The following is a 15,463-nucleotide window of genomic DNA, read 5'->3' on the forward strand; positions in this document are numbered from 1 at the left end:
CTTGCTATCCCATGCGGCGTCCGCCCCGCACACCGGGGGTGGCCCCGGCGACGTGGTCGTGGGCGTGGGGGCGCGCGCGGGCGTGTCCACGGACGAGGTGCTCGCGCTCGTCGCGGCGGTGCTCAGGCAGGCGGCGGCCGGGGCGGGGCGTGACCTCGTCGTGGTGGCGCTCGCGACGGTCGACTCGAAGGGGCGGGAGCCGGGCATCGTAGGGGCGGCCGGGGCGCTCGGCACGTCGCTGGTGACGTTCCCCGCGGAGCGTCTGGCCGACGTGGTGGTGCCGCACCCGTCGCGGTCGGCTCAGCGCGCGGCGGGCACGCCGTCGGTCGCCGAGGCCGCGGCGCTGGCGTACGGGCAGGGGCCGCTGCTCGTGCCCAAGCGGACGTCGGCGGGGCCTGACGGCGGCCCGGGGCGGGTGACGTGTGCGGTGGCACGGGCCGGGTAGGGGCGCGCGCTCGACGCACCGCGCCCGCGTCCCCCCTTGTTCCCCGCCTGCCCGTCCCCTCGCCCTCGGGCGTTCCTCTTCGCACTCCCCCGCTCGCACCACCAAGGAGCCAGACCCGTGCAGACCCCTCCCCCGGCTTTGCTCGCCGCCCTGGAGCGGCGGCTCGACGACGCGCTGGGTGGCGGCGCCCGCACCCCGTACGACCGGGCCGGTGTGACGGTGCTGCTCGTGGGGCGCGGCGGCTCGGACCCGTATGCTCGGGCCGAACTCGCCGCCGCCGCACGGCTGTTGTGGGACGGCAGTGGCTGCGCGGGCGTGGAACCGGCCTTCGTGGCGTCGGCGGCGCCGGATGTGCCCTCCGGGCTCGACCGGTGCGCGACGCTCGGCGCGCGCACGATCGTGGTGCTGCCGTACGAGCCGCTGCCCGGCGGCGAGCGGTGGCGGGCCCAGGCGGAGGGCTGGGCGGCGGCCCGCCCGGACATGGAGCTGCGGTTCGCGCCCGCCCCGGCCGCGGCACACCGGGAGCAGGCCCCGGAGCCCGGCCCCGACCTGCGCCACCACGGTGACGCCGAGGTCCGGGACGGCGGCGAGAAGCTGACGGATCTCGCGGTGAACGTGCGGACGGGCACCCCGCCGGACTGGTTGCGCGCGCACATCGCGGGCGCTCTCGACGGCCTGGCCGCCTACCCGGACGGGCGGGCCGCGCGGGCGGCCGTGGCGGCGCGGCACGGGGTGCCGGTGGAGCGGGTGCTGCTGACGGCCGGCGCGGCGGAGGCGTTCGTGCTGCTGGCGCGGGCATTGCCGGTTCGGCGTCCGGTGGTGGTGCACCCGCAGTTCACGGAGCCGGAGGCGGCGCTCGCGGACGCCGGGCACGCGGTGGGCCGGGTGCTGCTGCGGGAGGCGGACGGGTTCCGGCTCGACCCGGCGGCCGTGCCGGGCGACGCGGACCTGGTGGTCGTCGGCAACCCCACCAACCCGACGTCGGTCCTGCATCCGGCGGACGCGCTGGCCCGGCTCGCCCGGCCCGGCCGCCACCTGGTGGTCGACGAGGCGTTCATGGACGCGGTACCGGGTGAGCGTGAATCCCTCGCGGGGCGCACCGACGTGCCGGGGCTCGTGGTGCTGCGCAGTCTGACGAAGACGTGGGGGCTGGCCGGGCTGCGGGTCGGGTACGTGGTCGCGGAGCCGGAGACCATCGCCGCGCTGGAGCGGGCGCAGCCGCTGTGGCCGGTGTCGTCGCCCGCGCTGGTGGCGGCCGTGGCCTGCATGTCGGCGCGCGGGGTCGCGGAGGCGGCGGACGCGGCACTGGCCGTCCGCGACGACCGGGAGCATCTGGTGGGCCGGCTGGGCGGGTTGGACGATCTCGGGGTGGCGGTGGCCGCTCCCGCGCAGGGCCCGTTCGTCCTCGTACGGGTGCCGGGGGCCGCGGCCGTGCGGGAGCGGCTGCGCGGCGCGGGTTTCGCGGTGCGGCGCGGGGACACGTTCCCGGGGCTCGGCCCGGACTGGCTGCGGATCGCCGTGCGGGACCGGGCGACGAGCGACCGGTTCGTGACGGCGCTGGCGCGGGCGTTGCGGGGCTGAGGACTGAGGGCCGAGAAGCGGAACCGGGCCTGTCCGACGCGCTGGTGCGCATCGGACAGGCCCGGGCGGGACGAGCGGCGCGGACGCGTCAGCCGCGCAGGCCGCGCCCGCGTCGGGCGACGGCGACGGCGCCGCCGCCCGCCACGAGCAGTGCGATGGCGCCGCCCGCGACGTAGGGCGTCATCGAGCTGCCGCCGGTCTCGGCGAGGTCCTTGCCGGACGACGCTTTGCCGGACGACGCCTTGTCGGTGACGGGCTCGGCGGCGCTGCCGCCCTGGGGCGTCGGGGAGGCGGCGGCCGGGGCCGCCGTCGGCGCCGTGCAGGTGGCGCCCGCGAGGGTGACGTCGCCCTTGACGTCGGCGACGTTGAGGTTGAGCGGGTTGACGGAGACCTTGAGCCGCAGCGCGGCCGCGGCCGCCGTCGTGGACGTGGTCGACGTGTCGGACAGGGTGAGGGAGACCTCGCCGACCTGCGGCACCTTGATCTGGGTGGTGCCGCCCGCGGTGAGCTTCACCTTCTTGCCGAGGACGGTGACCGAGCCCAGCACGTTCGCCTCGGCGACCGGCTTGTGGCCCGCCACGCACAACGCCCTGGAGGTGACCTGGTCGACCTCGATGAGGGAGAGCAGCGGAAGGCCCGGCACGTGCACCTTGGCGTGGACGAGCCGGGTGAAGCCCTCCGCCTTCTTGTCGTCGACCGTGGCGCGGGCCTTGGCCACGTCCGCGCGCAGCACGCTGAACGGCCGGCCGCCGTCCACGCCGTCGAGGTGGGCGGTCAGCGCGGTCTTCTCGGCGCCCGCGGGGGCCTGGACCGCGTTGAGCGTGGCGTTCAGGGGGACGTCCACGGTCTTGTTGAGCAGGGAGACGTCCAGGCCGGTGCGGAGCACCGCGGCGCTCGCCTTGCCTGCGTTGCCGCCGTGGTCGCCGGTGGCGTTCGCGGGTCCGGCGGCGGCGAGCGCGGCGGGACCGGCGAGGAGGGCGGTGGCCGCGGCCGTCGCGGCGATGCGACGCACGGGCGTGCGTGCGGCGGTGGTCAGAGTGGATCTTGGCATGCTGGTGGGACCCCCAGGACGGAATCGGTCGGGTGGGACAGTGCGGCCGCCTGATGTCGGGACATGGGAACGGGACATGGGACATGCGACATCACAGGGCACCGACGGCGGCCGGTCGCCGATCGTCATCGACTGAGGGAATCTTTACGCACTCAGAGTGAACGGGCGACAACCTGGCGTCAGTTCACCCCAAAGAGGGGTTTCCGCGCGCACATTCGAATCCTGAGGCTCGTTGTTCTCCTGCGCCACCCTCGCCACGAACTCGCCTCGAACACTCCACACGACCAGGCGAGTTCGACCGAACGGTGTTCAACGAGCGGCACCGTCCACGCGTCACGTTCCGTCAACTTCCTTACGCGGTATCGGAACGCACGGTCAGCCGACGACCCGGCCCCGCAGCACGACCCGCCGCGGCGCGGCCAGCACCCGCAGGTCGTGGCGCGGATCGGACTCGTACACGACGAGGTCCGCGTCGGCGCCTTCGACGAGGCCCGGCCGCCCCAGCCACTCGCGCGCGCCCCACGTCGCGGCCGAGAGCGCCTCGACGGCCGGGATGCCCGCCTTGGCCAGCTCGGCGACCTCGTCGGCCACCAGGCCGTGAGCGAGGGAGCCGCCCGCGTCGGTGCCGGCGAAGACGCGGATGCCGGCGTCGTGGGCGGCGCGCACGGTGTCGTAGCGGCGCTCGTGCAGCCGGCGCATGTGCGCGGACCAGCGCGGGAACTTCTGCTCACCGCCTGCGGCGAGCTGGGGGAACGTGGCGATGTTGACCAGTGTGGGGACGATCGCGACGCCCCGCTCGGCGAAGAGCGGGATGGTGTCCTCGGTCAGGCCGGTGGCGTGCTCGACGCAGTCGATGCCCGCCTCGACGAGATCGCGCAGCGAGTCCTCGGCGAAGCAGTGCGCGGTCACCCGGGCACCGAGCCGGTGTGCCTGCGCGATGGCCGCCTCGACGGCGCCGCGCGGCCAGCAGGCGGTGAGGTCGCCCGCCTCGCGGTCGATCCAGTCGCCGACGAGCTTGACCCAGCCGTCGCCGCGCCGGGCCTCCTGCGCGACGTAGGCGACGAGGTCGTCGGGTTCGATCTCGTGCGCGTAGTTGCGGATGTAGCGGCGGGTACGGGCGATGTGCCGGCCCGCCCGGATGATCTTGGGCAGGTCCTCACGGTCGTCGATCCAGCGGGTGTCGGACGGCGAGCCCGCGTCGCGCAGCAGCAGCGCCCCGATCTCGCGGTCGGTCAGGGCCTGCTTCTCGGCCGTCTCGGCGGGAACGGGGCCGTGCGCGTCGAGGCCCACGTGGCAGTGGGCGTCGACGAGGCCGGGCAGCGCCCAGCCCTGGACGGTGGTCACGTCGAGCCCGGCGGCGGCAGGACGGTCGTAGCTGACCTTGCCGTCGATCACCCACAGCTCGTCGCGTACGTCGTCGGGCCCGGCCAGGACCCGCCCCTTCACGTGCAGCACCCCACGATCGCTCATGGAAGGAAGCCTAAGAGGCCGACGGACAGGGTCGACACCGGCATCGGCCCGAGCCGAGAAGAGAGCACCACCGTGACACACCCGTTCCTCGGCCTGCCCCCGGTGAGCGCGGAGCACTTCGCCTGCGTCGAGGACCGGGTGGCCCGGCTCCTCGGCGTATCGGACTCCTCACAGGACGTCCTGATCACGCAGGCGAGGCGCTGCTGCCGCTGGTGGCGGGTCCGGGGCCCCTGGCGGCGGCGATGATCCGGGTCGACCACCACTGGCCGGGTGCGTCGCGGGACGTGGTGGGGGCGTCGGTCACGGCGCTCGGCGCGGCGCTCGTGGAGGCGGGTCTCACGGTGGACCTGGAGGGCGCTCGGCGCGCGGTGGCGGGCGCCTGGGCCTGACGCCGGGGCCCGGCCGAAAACCGCGTTCTCCACCGACAACCGTACGCGAAGATTGGCGTCGCCCTTTTCCAGGGTGGCGCCTTTCTTTTTCCCTCCGGCCTCTTCCCTAGTCACCACCCAGCTCTCTACAGTCATTTCTCACGCGTTTATCAGAACAGCTTCCCGTACTGCTCCTGCCCCGTTTTCCGAGACGTAAACACAAAGGTTTCGACAAGAGAAACCGGTGCAATTCCGACAGGTCTCGGCAGAGTTACAGGCTTGTGACGTACTCCACACGCGATCCGCTACGTCCGGTTTCGCCCGCCTCATATCGGGACAATCAGCCTTCAGCTCGCGTACGCGCCCACCCGCGCGCGATAGCACGGAATCTCCCATTCCGTAACCCCTTCCACGGGTGCAATCCCAGAAATTGCTCGGTAAATTCAATTTGCATGACCGCCGCACAAGCGCAATTCCTGGAAGTCACTGAAGCGCCCGACGGACTGCGGATCGACCACCCGAGCGTGTCCGACGGAGCCGAGATCTGGCGTATCGCCCGTGACTCCAAGGTTCTCGACCTCAACTCCTCCTACAGCTATCTGCTGTGGTGCCGCGACTTCGCCGCCACCTCGGTGGTGGCGCGTGACGAGGAGGGCGGTGTGGCCGGCTTCGTGACCGGCTACCTGCGCCCCGACCGCCCGCACACGCTGGTGGTGTGGCAGGTGGCCGTGGACCACGCGCAGCGCGGCCGCGGCCTGGCCGCGGCGCTGCTCGACGGGTTGACCGGGAAGGTCGCCGCCGAGCGCACGGTCACCACGGTCGAGACGACCATCACGCCGGACAACGCCGCCTCGCAGGCGCTCTTCGCCTCGTACGCGCGACGGCACGGCGCCGGTATGGAGCGCACGGTCCTGTTCGACGCGGGGCTCTTCCCCGACGACGGGCACCTGCCCGAGGAGCTGTACCGGATAGGTCCGCTCCCGGCACCCCACGCCTGACCCCGAGCCAAACCCCGACGACACCCCCCGAATCTTTCCCTCCCTAGAGGAGCTTTCGCTGTGACCATCACCCAGCCGGACCTGAGCGTCTTCGAGACCCTTGAGTCGGAGGTGCGCAGCTACTGCCGCGGCTGGCCCACCGTCTTCGACCGGGCCCAGGGCAGCCGCATGTACGACGAGGACGGCCACGCCTACCTCGACTTCTTCGCGGGCGCCGGTTCGCTCAACTACGGCCACAACAACCCGGTGCTCAAACGCGCCCTCATCGACTACCTGGAGCGCGACGGGGTCACGCACGGCCTCGACATGTCGACGTCGGCCAAGCGCGCCTTCCTGGAGTCCTTCCAGAACATCATCCTGCGCCCGCGCGACCTGCCCTACAAGGTCATGTTCCCGGGACCGACGGGGACCAACGCGGTCGAGTCGGCGCTGAAGCTGGCCCGTAAGGTCAAGGGCCGCGAGGCGATCGTCTCCTTCACCAACGCCTTCCACGGCATGTCGCTCGGCTCCCTCGCGGTGACCGGCAACGCGTTCAAGCGCGCGGGCGCCGGCATCCCGCTGGTGCACGGCACGCCGATGCCGTTCGACAACTACCTGGACGGCCGGACGCCGGACTTCATCTGGTTCGAGCGGCTGCTGGAGGACCAGGGTTCCGGCCTCAACACGCCGGCGGCCGTCATCGTCGAGACGGTGCAGGGCGAGGGCGGCATCAACGTCGCCCGCGCCGAGTGGCTGCGCAAGCTCGCCGATGTGTGCAAGCGCTGGGACATGCTGCTCATCGTCGACGACATCCAGATGGGCTGCGGCCGCACCGGTGCCTTCTTCTCCTTCGAGGAAGCGGGCATCACGCCGGACATCGTGACCGTCTCGAAGTCCATCGGCGGCTACGGCCTGCCCATGGCGCTCACCTTGTTCAAGCCGGAGCTGGACGCCTGGGAGCCGGGCGAGCACAACGGCACGTTCCGCGGCAACAACCCCGCGTTCGTGACGGCCGCCGCCGCCCTGGAGACCTACTGGAGCGACGGCCCGGCCATGGAGAAGCAGACCCTGGCCCGCGGCCAGCAGGTCGAGCAGGCGCTGACCGCCATCCGTGAGGAGCACCGCGACGAGGTCGCCGAGGTGCGCGGCCGCGGCCTGGTGTGGGGTGTCGAGTTCCACGACAAGGAGCGGGCGAACAAGATCGCCAAGCGCGCCTTCGAGCTCGGCCTGCTCATCGAGACCTCCGGCCCGGAGAGCGAGGTGGTCAAGCTGCTGCCCGCGCTGACCATCACGCCCGAGGAACTGGACGAGGGCCTGCGCATCCTGGCCCGCGCGGTCCGCGAGACGGCCTGAGCCGACGCCCCCGCACCCACCGTCAGAAAGGGAAAGAACTCACCGTGATCGTCCGTTCGTTCAAGGACATTGAAGGCACCGACCGCCACGTCAAGGCCAAGTCGGGCACATGGGAGAGCAAGCGCATCGTGCTCGCCAAGGAGCGCGTCGGCTTCTCTCTGCACGAGACCATCCTCTACGCGGGCACCGAGACGTCCATGTGGTACGCCAACCACATCGAGGCCGTCGTCTGCGTCGAGGGCGAGGCGGAGCTGACCGACGACACCACCGGCGAGAAGTACACCATCACGCCGGGCACGATGTACTTGCTGAACGGGCACGAGAAGCACACCATGCGGATCAAGGAGGACTTCCGCTGCCTGTGCGTCTTCAACCCGCCGGTCACCGGCCGTGAGGACCACGACGAGAACGGCGTGTACCCGCTCCTGACGGAGCCGGACGAGGCCTGACATACGCGCGAGGGCCCCGAGGCCCTCTCGCGTATGCCCGGAGCCGGTGCTCCACTTGAACTTCCGGCCCGTCGCACCCCGCCTCGGGGGCGGGACGCGGCGGGCCGGGGTACCTCCCGAACAGGGCCGTACGAGAGGAGAGGCAGGCAACACCATGACCACCGCACCCGAACGCACCGCAGACCTGTACCCGACCCGAGGCGCCACCGAGGTGCTGACCGAGCGCAAGGACCCCGTCGTGTGGTCCGCGCCGGGTACGGAGGGGCCGTTCACGGCCGCGGAGCTGTCGGAGTTCGACCGGGACGGTTTCTTCCAGGTCGACGAGCTGATCTCGGAGAGCGAGGTGGGCGTCTACCGGACGGAGCTGGACCGCCTCGTGCTGGACCCGGCGATGCGCGCGGACGAGCGCTCCATCGTCGAGCCCCGCTCCCAGGAGGTCCGCTCGATCTTCGAGGTGCACAAGATCAGCGAGGTCTTCGCCGAACTGGCGGCGGACCCGCGCGTGGTGGGACGGGCCCGGCAGATCCTGGGTTCGGACGTCTACATCCACCAGTCCCGCATCAATGTGAAGCCCGGCTTCGGAGCGTCCGGCTTCTACTGGCACTCGGACTTCGAGACCTGGCACGCGGAGGACGGCCTGGCCAACATGCGCACGGTCTCCGTCTCCATCGCGCTCACGGAGAACTACGCCTACAACGGCAGCCTCCTGCTCATGCCCGGATCGCACCGCACGTTCCTGGGCTGCCAGGGGGCCACACCGAAGGACAACTACAAGCGCTCGCTGCAGATGCAGGACGCCGGTATCCCCTCGGACGAGGCACTGACCAAGATGTCGGGCGAGTACGGCGTCTCGCAGTGGGTCGGCAAGGCCGGCTCGGCGGTCCTGTTCGACTGCAACACGATGCACGGCAGCGGGGACAACATCACGCCGTTCCCGCGCAGCAATGTGTTCTTCGTCTTCAACAGCGTGGAGAACACGGCGCAGGAGCCGTTCGCGGCACCGATCCGCCGTCCGGAGTTCATCGGCGCACGTGACTTCACGCCGGTGAAGTAGGAGTCACAGGTGGGGGCGGGCACGGGGTACGCCCCCACCTCCGCCCCCACGCCCCTCGGCTACCCGGCAAGGGCCTCAAGGACCCGCGCGACATCGTCGGCGGTGTTGTACAGGTGGAAGGAGGCCCGCAGGTTCCCGGCCCGGTCGGACAGCTGCACCCCGGCGCGGGCCAGCTCCGCCTGCCGTGCCCCGAGTCCGGGGACCGAGACGATCGGCGAGCCGGGCGCGGCCACGGGCTCGTGACCGAGTTCGAGCACCCCGGCCCGAAACCGCTCGGCGAGCGCCAGGTCATGAGCCCGTACGGCATCCACCCCGAGGCGCTCGATCAGCTCCAGCGCGTGCCGGGCCCCCACGTACGTGAGCAGCGCGGGCGACTCGTCGAACCTCCGGGCGGACCGGGCGAGCTCGGTGACGGGCCCGTAGCAGCTGTCCCAGGGCCGCTCCCCCGCGACCCATCCCCCGAACACGGGAGCCAACGACTCCACGCCCTCGGGGTCCCCCGGCGCCACGAAGAAGACGGCACCACGCGGACACGTCAGCCACTTGAAGGCGACGGACGCGGTGTAGTCGGCGCCCGGAGCATGCTCCTCCAGCGGAAACCATCCGGCGGCCTGCGAGGCGTCGACGTACAGCCGGGCCCCGTGCTCACGGGTGACGGCCCGCAACTCGCGCAGGTCGGCTACGCGCCCGTCGGCGGACTGGGCGGCGCTGACGGCGACGAGCGCGGTGCCGGGGCGCACACTCTCGGCGAGTGCCTCCAGCGGCACGATCCGCACCTTCAGATCGCCGCGCACGTGGAAGGGATTGACGGTGGAGCTGAACTCCCCTTCCGCGGTGAGGACTTCGGCCCCCGGCGGAAGCGACGAGGCGATCAGCCCACTGTAGACGGCCACCGAGCCGCCCATGGCCACCCGTGCCACCGGAACTCCGGCAAGCCGGGCGAACGCGGCACGGGCGGCCTCGGCGTCCTCGAACAAGGGGTCGGCGGCCCGCCCACTGGCCATCCCCTCCAGGGCCTCACGCATCGCACGCACGGCCCGAGCGGGCAGCAGCCCGGCGCTCGCGGTGTTCAGGTAAGTCCCACCGGGCCGGAACTGCTCACCCACGACATCGAGATCGAGATCCATGTCCCCACTGTGCCCCGCAATCAACTCCCCGTCTATTGAGAAGTTTTGAGCGGTACCCCCAAGGAACGCTCATCTGCCACGCTCAGGTCCGCGGTACGGCACAGCCGTCAGGCCCGCAGGCGTCCCCGCCGTCCACGACGGTCAGCGGCGCCCGGTCCCCCCACGCCTGCTGAAGCGCCTGCGTGAAGACCTCGGCGGGCTGAGCGCCGGAGACGCCGTACGCACGGTCGAGGACGAAGAACGGCACACCGCCCGCACCCAGCTCCGCGGCTTCACGCTCGTCGGCGCGCACGGCGTCCGCGTACGCCGAGGGGTCACCGAGCACAGCCCGCACGTCGCTCTCGTCGAGCCCGGCCTCGACGACGAGGCGCACCACGCGCTCCTCGTCGCCGAACACGGACCCTTCCTCGGCGAAATTCCCCCGGTACAGGGCGTCGACCACCGCGTCCTGCACGCCCTTCTCCTTGGCGAGGTGCAGCAGCCGGTGCAGGTCGAAGCTGTTCCCGTAATCCCGCCCCTCGCTCAGATAGGGCAGCCCGAGGGTGGCGGCCTGCTCCTTCAGCCCCCGCTCGTTGGCGGCGGCCTGCGCCTCGCTGATCCCGTACTTCTGGGCGATCTTGGTGACCACGGACCCGGTCTCCCCCTTGGCGAGCCCGGGGTCGAGTTCGAAGGACCGGTGCACGACCTCGACCTGGTCCTTGTGCGGGAAGGCGTCGAGGGCCTGCTCGAACCGGGATTTGCCGATGTAGCAGAAGGGGCAGTTGATGTCGGTCCAGATCTCGACGCGCATGGGTGTCTCACTCAACTAGAAGTCATGTACTTGAAAGCACAACGGCATGCGCGCCCAGGGCATTCCCGCAGCATCCCCACAGACCGCCGCGTTCCCACAGACCGCCGCCTGCCACCCGGTGAGCTCCCGCCTCAGATCTCCAGGCGCCCCTCGTACCGCCGCGGCAGCCCCAGCGGATTGTCGTCCCGCAGCTCGGCCGGCAGCAGCGCCTCGGGCGCGTTCTGGTAGGCGACCGGCCGCATCCACCGCTCGATGGCGGTGGCGCCCACCGAGGTCGAGGTGGACGTGGTGGCGGGGTAGGGCCCCCCGTGGTGCTGAGCGGGGGCGACGGCGACACCGGTGGGCCACCCGTTGACGAGCACACGCCCGGCGATCGACGTGAGCTCGGCGAGCAGGGAAAGGCCGCGCCCCTCTCCCGCCGCCTCACCGGCCGACAGCTGCACGGTGGCGGTCAGGTTCCCGGGCAGCCGCCCGAGCACAGCGGCGACCTCCTCGTCGGAGGAGTACCGCGCGACAACGGTGACCGGCCCGAAGCACTCCTCCAGCAGCAGGTCGTGCGGACCCGCCTCGGCCAGCCGCGCGGCCGGGACCGTGAGGAACCCGGGAGCCACGGTGTGCTCCCCACCGGCCCCGGGCGTGACCGGCGACTCCACATCCGCCAGCTCGGCGCGCTCGGCGACACCGGCGACGAAGTTGTCCCGCATGCGGTGATCGAGCAGCACGCCGGCGTCGGTGTCACTGACAGCGGCGGTGAGCGCCTTGAGGAGGCGCTCACCCGCCTCACCGGCAGGCACGAGAACAAGTCCGGGCTTGACGCAGAACTGCCCGACACCGAGCGTCATGGAACCGGCGAGCCCGGCCCCGATGACCTCGGGCCGTTCGGCAGCGGCGGCCTCGGTGACGACGACGGGGTTGAGCGACCCCAGCTCGCCGTGGAACGGAATGGGAACGGGCCGGGCGGCCGCGGCATCGAACAGAGCACGCCCGCCCCGCACGGACCCGGTGAACCCGGCGGCCGAGACCAGCGGGTGCGTGACCAGTTCGACGCCCGCCTCGAATCCGTGGACGAGGCCGAGCACACCCTCCGGGATGCCGTGCCGCGCGGCGGCGCGCCGCACGACCGCGGCGACGAGCTCCGACGTGGCGGGGTGGTCGGGGTGCGCCTTGACGACGACAGGACACCCGGCGGCGAGCGCGCTGGCGGTGTCGCCGCCGGCCACGGAGAAGGCGAAGGGGAAGTTGGAGGCGGAGTAGACGGCGACGACGCCCAGCGGAATCTTGTACCGCCGCAGATCAGGAACGGGAGGGGTGGCCCGGTCGTCAGGGTGGTCGATCACCACACCGAGGAACGCCCCCTCCTCGACCACACCGGCGAAGGCACGCAGTTGGTAAGAGGTACGAGCGAGCTCCCCGCCCAGCCGGACGGGCCCGAGCGCGGTCTCGGCGTCGGCGGCCTCGACGAGCTGGTGCTCGGCCTCGTCGAGCAGATCGGCGGCGGTCCGCAAGAACGCGGCGCGCACCACGCGGTCGGCGAGAGCGGACCGCGCGCCATGGGCGGCACGCACCGCCTGGTCGACTTCCTCGGCCGTGGCCTCGACCGCGACCTGCTCCCGCTGCTTCCCGGTTCGGGGGTCGACACTCCAGACTGGTGCTGCTGCCACCGCGGATTCCTCCCGGTTTTCTCGCCGCCCGTCGGGCGCACGACGAGGGTCGTTCGATATACTGAACGCCGTCTCTGATGATGAACTGAGACTGGACAGTAATTCCGGTCGAACGAAGGGGTCAAGGGCGATGTCGGCAGACGAGACGGGGGCCGCGGGCGGCGCGGGCGGTACCGGCGGCGCGCAGGTGAAATCGGCCGTACGAACGGTCGAACTGCTCGAATTCTTCGCCGGCAGCCCCGGCATGCACTCCCTGGCCGCGGTGCAGGAGGCGGTCGGCTACCCGAAGTCCAGCCTCTACATGCTGCTGCGCACCTTGGTGGAGCTCGGCTGGGTGGAGACGGACGCGACGGGCACGCGCTACGGCATCGGCGTACGCGCGCTCCTGGTCGGTACGTCGTACATCGACGGGGACGAGGTGGTGGCGGCGGCCCGCCCCACGCTGGACCGCCTCTCGGACGACACGACGGAGACGATCCACCTGGCCCGTCTGGACGGCACGAACGTCGTGTACCTGGCCACCCGCCAGTCCCAGCACTACCTGCGCCCGTTCACCCGCGTCGGCCGCCGCCTCCCGGCCCACTCCACCTCGCTCGGCAAGGCGCTCCTGGCCACCCACACCGACGAACAGGTCCGCAAGCTGCTCCCGCAGACGCTGCCCGCCCTGACGGAACACACGATCACGGACCGCGACAAGCTCATCGAAGAACTCCACGCCGTCCGGGAACAGGGCTACGCGGTGGACCGCGAGGAGAACACGCTGGGCCTGCGCTGCTTCGGCGTGGCGATCCCGTACCGCACCCCGGCCCGCGACGCGATCAGCTGCTCGGTCCCGGTGGCCCGCCTGACGCCGGCGCACGAGCAGATGGTGAAGGACGCGCTGTTCGACGCGCGGGACCGCCTGACGCTGGCGACCCGCCGGCTCTGACGCCGGGCCTCCCCCGCACGGCGGAGACGGATCGTCGCGAGGCAGGACGTGGCAGGCCGTGCCCCGGCGCGAACCTGAGGCCATGTCCCACGAGAAGAGAACACGCGAAGAGTCGGTACGCGCCGCGCTGAGGGTCGTGGCGATAACGGCATGCCTCCCCTACCTGACCCTCAAGGCCGTCTGGATCACGGGCGCGAAGGTCGGCATCCCGCACGGCAGTTCCCTGCTGGAGCACCGCACCACGATGGTGATCGCGAACAGCGTGACCGTCCTGCTCGACACGGCCGTCATCGTGCTCGCGTTCGCGCTGACCCGCCCATGGGGGCGGCGGGTGCCCGCGTGGCTGCTCGCCGTGCCGATGTGGGTGGCGACAGGGCTGCTCACGCCCATCACGGCCGGGTATCCGCTGGAACTGGTGGTCCACCTCTTCGGCGGTTCGACACGGACGACGTCCCCCGGCGGCAGAGCCTTCCTCGAACCGTGGGTGTTCGCGATGGTCTACACGGGATTCATCGTGCAGGCGGCGTGTCTGACGACGCTGTTCGCCCTGTACGCGCGCGACCGGTGGGGCCACCTGTGGCGCGGCAGGACGGGCGAGCTGCCGGTGGCGCACGGCGCGGCCGCACAGCGGGCCGTCGCCGTGGCCGCCGCGCTCCTCGCGCTCTTCCCGATCGTCCTGCACGTGCTGTGGGCGTGCGGCGCCGAGCCGGGACTGGGCGCGGGCCTCGCCACGGACCGCACCAGCGACTTCTATCTGCTGGAGAGCCTGGACCTGGTGTATCTGGTGACGGCGGCCGCGGCCGGGCTGCTGCTCGCCTTCCGCCGGGCGCCCAGGCTGCCCGTCGCGGTGCCGCTGACCGGGGCGTGGGTGGGCTCCGGGGTGCTGACGTGCTGGCTGTCGCTGCCGTCGCTGTTCAGCGTCGCCGACATCGCGGACCGCCCGACGCAGCTGATGAACTGTGTCTACGCTGTGCAGATGATCGTCGGCATGCTCGTCGCCACCGTCGGCCTGCACCAGCTCGTCCAGCGCCAGGAAGCCACGGCGGCGCGGGACGCCGGGCCCGTGCCGTCCCCGGCGCGGGTGGGATGAGACGCGCGGCCCGGCGCCTCGTCGGCCACGTGGCACGCCGCCGCTGGGTCCATCTGATCCTCGGCGGCGCGCTCGCCATGCCGTACGTGCTGGTGGGCTTGGTGTTCGTCGGCCCGGTGCTCGGCGCACGGACGGCGTTCACGGACGTGCGGCTGCTGCTCGCCTCGTTCGCCGTCGGACTTCCGCTCGCCGCGGTCACCGCGCTGTTCCCGCTGACCCGGCCGATGTCCGTGGCCGCGGTGCGGACGCTGTGCTCGGTGGACGGCGGGGCGCTGGCCGACGGGCCGCCGCGGGGCGCGGGCGCACGCGGGCGCACGGTCGGGTGGTTCACGCTGCACGTGCTGCTCGGCGGGGTGCTGAGCGCGATGACCCTGGCGGTGCCCCCGTTCGCGGCGGTCCTCGTCGTGTACCCGCTCTTCCCCACGCTGCGCGCCTCCCGGTTCGGTCTGCCCGGCGGCACCCTTGAGCACGGCTGGGCGGTGGCGCTCGCGCCCGTCGCGGGGGTGCTGATGCTCGTGGCGCTCGCCGGGTGCGCGGCGGCTGCGTCGGGGCTGCTCGCTCGGTGGGCGCCGGTGCTCCTCGGCCCCGGCCCCACCGAGCGGCTGGCGGCCGCCGAGGCGCGCGCCGCCGATCTCGCCGTACGCAACCGGCTCGCGCGGGAGCTCCACGACGCGGTGGGGCACGCGCTCAGCGCGGTCACCTTGCAGGCGAGCGCCGCGCGCCGGGTCCTCGACACGGACCCCGGCTTCGTACGGGAGGCGCTGGCGGCCATCGAGGACACGACGCGCCGCACGGTGGGTGAACTTGACGCGGTCCTGGGGGTGTTGCGCGAGGACGGCGGCCCGTCGGCCACCGGGCCCACGTCCGCGCCGACGCTCGCCGACGACCTCGACGGGCTGCTGCGCCGCACACGGGCGGCCGGTCTGGAGGTGAGGGTCACGCTCGGCGTCGACCCGGCCGCCGTGCCACCGCTCGTCTCACGCGAGGCGTACCGCATCGTGCAGGAAGCGCTGGCCAACTCGGCGCGGCACGCGGGGACGGCGGTCGAGCTGCTCGACGCGCGCGCTCCCGGCCGCTCCGGCGTGCGGCTCATGTCCGCCGACGAGCGCCTCGAAGTCT

Annotated in this window: 16 protein-coding genes and 1 pseudogene; 12 read left to right on the top strand and 5 right to left on the bottom strand. The window is 72.3% G+C overall.

Annotation, left to right across the window (positions count from 1 at the left end; translation table 11 throughout):
• The first annotated feature begins 1 nt into the window (after position 1).
• The 3 genes and pseudogenes from OFY01_RS31190 to cobC all read left to right on the top strand — a co-directional run bounded on the left by OFY01_RS31190 (position 2) and on the right by cobC (position 2,026).
• Positions 2 to 445 (top strand): cobalamin biosynthesis protein, encoded by a 444-nt coding sequence (locus OFY01_RS31190; RefSeq protein ID WP_266605666.1) that lies wholly within the window; start codon positions 2 to 4, stop codon positions 443 to 445.
• Between the two features lie 228 nt (positions 446 to 673).
• Positions 674 to 799: pseudogene (locus OFY01_RS31195) on the top strand (sirohydrochlorin chelatase); the annotation flags it as partial.
• A 126-nt stretch (positions 800 to 925) separates the two neighbouring features.
• Positions 926 to 2,026: an Rv2231c family pyridoxal phosphate-dependent protein CobC gene (gene cobC / locus OFY01_RS31200; RefSeq protein WP_266605693.1), complete on the top strand. Its 1,101-nt coding sequence runs from the start codon at positions 926 to 928 to the stop codon at positions 2,024 to 2,026.
• Positions 2,027 to 2,114: 88 nt separating this feature from the next.
• Here cobC and OFY01_RS31205 read toward each other — a convergent pair whose 3' ends face one another.
• Both OFY01_RS31205 and OFY01_RS31210 read right to left on the bottom strand, forming a co-directional pair.
• A complete protein-coding gene (locus OFY01_RS31205; RefSeq protein WP_266605668.1) occupies positions 2,115 to 3,077 on the bottom strand; it encodes an SCO1860 family LAETG-anchored protein in 963 nt (320 codons plus the stop codon).
• A 375-nt stretch (positions 3,078 to 3,452) separates the two neighbouring features.
• Complete coding sequence (locus OFY01_RS31210) at positions 3,453 to 4,547, bottom strand: amidohydrolase family protein (RefSeq protein WP_266605670.1); 1,095 nt, start codon at positions 4,545 to 4,547, stop codon at positions 3,453 to 3,455.
• Positions 4,548 to 4,619: 72 nt separating this feature from the next.
• On the opposite strand from OFY01_RS31210, the gene OFY01_RS31215 reads away from it, so the two are divergent.
• From OFY01_RS31215 to thpD, 6 genes are all read left to right on the top strand, one after another.
• The gene (locus tag OFY01_RS31215; protein WP_266605672.1) at positions 4,620 to 4,793 is read left to right on the top strand and encodes a hypothetical protein; all 174 of its coding nucleotides are present in this window, start codon (positions 4,620 to 4,622) and stop codon (positions 4,791 to 4,793) included.
• Positions 4,790 to 4,936 (top strand): hypothetical protein, encoded by a 147-nt coding sequence (locus tag OFY01_RS31220; RefSeq protein ID WP_323135587.1) that lies wholly within the window; start codon positions 4,790 to 4,792, stop codon positions 4,934 to 4,936. Before OFY01_RS31215 ends, OFY01_RS31220 begins: the two co-directional genes overlap by 4 nt.
• 431 nt (positions 4,937 to 5,367) lie before the next feature.
• Positions 5,368 to 5,913 carry a diaminobutyrate acetyltransferase gene (gene ectA, locus OFY01_RS31225; RefSeq protein WP_266605674.1) on the top strand — a complete coding sequence of 182 codons (546 nt, stop codon included), beginning with the start codon at positions 5,368 to 5,370 and terminating at the stop codon, positions 5,911 to 5,913.
• Positions 5,914 to 5,973: 60 nt separating this feature from the next.
• Positions 5,974 to 7,245, top strand: a complete 1,272-nt coding sequence (gene ectB, locus OFY01_RS31230; RefSeq protein ID WP_266605676.1) for a diaminobutyrate--2-oxoglutarate transaminase — start codon at positions 5,974 to 5,976, stop codon at positions 7,243 to 7,245.
• A 44-nt stretch (positions 7,246 to 7,289) separates the two neighbouring features.
• On the top strand, positions 7,290 to 7,694 hold the full coding sequence (locus OFY01_RS31235) for an ectoine synthase (protein ID WP_266605678.1): 405 nt from the start codon (positions 7,290 to 7,292) through the stop codon (positions 7,692 to 7,694).
• Positions 7,695 to 7,848: 154 nt separating this feature from the next.
• On the top strand, positions 7,849 to 8,748 hold the full coding sequence (gene thpD, locus OFY01_RS31240) for an ectoine hydroxylase (protein ID WP_266605679.1): 900 nt from the start codon (positions 7,849 to 7,851) through the stop codon (positions 8,746 to 8,748).
• Positions 8,749 to 8,807: 59 nt separating this feature from the next.
• On the opposite strand, the gene OFY01_RS31245 is transcribed toward thpD, so the two are convergent.
• The 3 genes from OFY01_RS31245 to OFY01_RS31255 form a co-directional block, all read right to left on the bottom strand.
• On the bottom strand, positions 8,808 to 9,875 hold the full coding sequence (locus tag OFY01_RS31245) for an aminotransferase class V-fold PLP-dependent enzyme (protein WP_266605681.1): 1,068 nt from the start codon (positions 9,873 to 9,875) through the stop codon (positions 8,808 to 8,810).
• 82 nt (positions 9,876 to 9,957) lie between these two features.
• Positions 9,958 to 10,665 carry a DsbA family oxidoreductase gene (locus OFY01_RS31250; protein WP_266605683.1) on the bottom strand — a complete coding sequence of 236 codons (708 nt, stop codon included), beginning with the start codon at positions 10,663 to 10,665 and terminating at the stop codon, positions 9,958 to 9,960.
• 131 nt (positions 10,666 to 10,796) lie between these two features.
• Entirely contained in the window at positions 10,797 to 12,326 is a 1,530-nt protein-coding gene (locus tag OFY01_RS31255) for an aldehyde dehydrogenase (NADP(+)) (RefSeq protein ID WP_266605685.1), read from the bottom strand.
• A 130-nt stretch (positions 12,327 to 12,456) separates the two neighbouring features.
• Here OFY01_RS31255 and OFY01_RS31260 point away from each other — a divergent pair, with 130 nt between their 5' ends.
• The 3 genes from OFY01_RS31260 to OFY01_RS31270 all read left to right on the top strand — a co-directional run.
• Positions 12,457 to 13,254, top strand: coding sequence for an IclR family transcriptional regulator (locus tag OFY01_RS31260; RefSeq protein WP_266605687.1), 798 nt, complete (start codon positions 12,457 to 12,459; stop codon positions 13,252 to 13,254).
• Positions 13,255 to 13,336: 82 nt separating this feature from the next.
• The gene (locus OFY01_RS31265) at positions 13,337 to 14,344 is read left to right on the top strand and encodes a hypothetical protein (RefSeq protein WP_266605689.1); all 1,008 of its coding nucleotides are present in this window, start codon (positions 13,337 to 13,339) and stop codon (positions 14,342 to 14,344) included.
• Positions 14,341 to 15,463: sensor histidine kinase (locus OFY01_RS31270; RefSeq protein WP_266605691.1), on the top strand; the 1,123-nt coding region annotated here is incomplete at its 3' end. The genes OFY01_RS31265 and OFY01_RS31270, both read left to right, overlap by 4 nt.

This window comes from Streptomyces beihaiensis (assembly GCF_026274175.1).
In the GTDB taxonomy this organism is placed as follows: Bacteria; Actinomycetota; Actinomycetes; order Streptomycetales; family Streptomycetaceae; genus Streptomyces; species Streptomyces beihaiensis.